The 379-nt window shown below is 49.9% G+C and carries 2 tRNA genes; both read right to left on the bottom strand.

Annotation, left to right across the window (positions count from 1 at the left end):
- Positions 1-89: 89 nt before the first annotated feature.
- Positions 90-165: transfer RNA gene (locus tag ACODSZ_RS23175), tRNA-Ala, on the bottom strand.
- Between the two features lie 7 nt (positions 166-172).
- Positions 173-249 (bottom strand) — tRNA-Ile (locus ACODSZ_RS23170).
- Positions 250-379 lie beyond the last annotated feature (130 nt).

Genomic DNA, 379 nt, shown 5'->3' with positions numbered 1-379 from the left:
TTAAAGAACAAAAACAGCCATTGATCGTAAAAGATCAAACCTAAATCACTACGTCATACGCATAACGCTGACTTAGGTTTGACATTTCTTGGTGGAGGTTGACGGGATCGAACCGACGACCCCCTGCTTGCAAAGCAGGTGCTCTCCCAGCTGAGCTAAACCCCCGAAACCTTGGTGGGTCTGGTTGGGCTCGAACCAACGACCCCCGCGTTATCAACACGGTGCTCTAACCAGCTGAGCTACAGACCCGCTTGGATCAGTATCAGTAGCCAGTCAGTGACCTTGTGTCACGGACCGTGCTTCACCAAATAACTGTTCTTTGAATTACAGCCGATAAGTGTGGACGCTTAACTTCGTGCGCACTCTAGAAAGGAGGTGA

The organism is Herbaspirillum sp. FG34 (genome assembly GCF_057809315.1).
The sequence above is the reverse complement of the archived record's forward strand: the minus strand, read 5'-3'. Positions and strand labels throughout refer to the sequence as shown.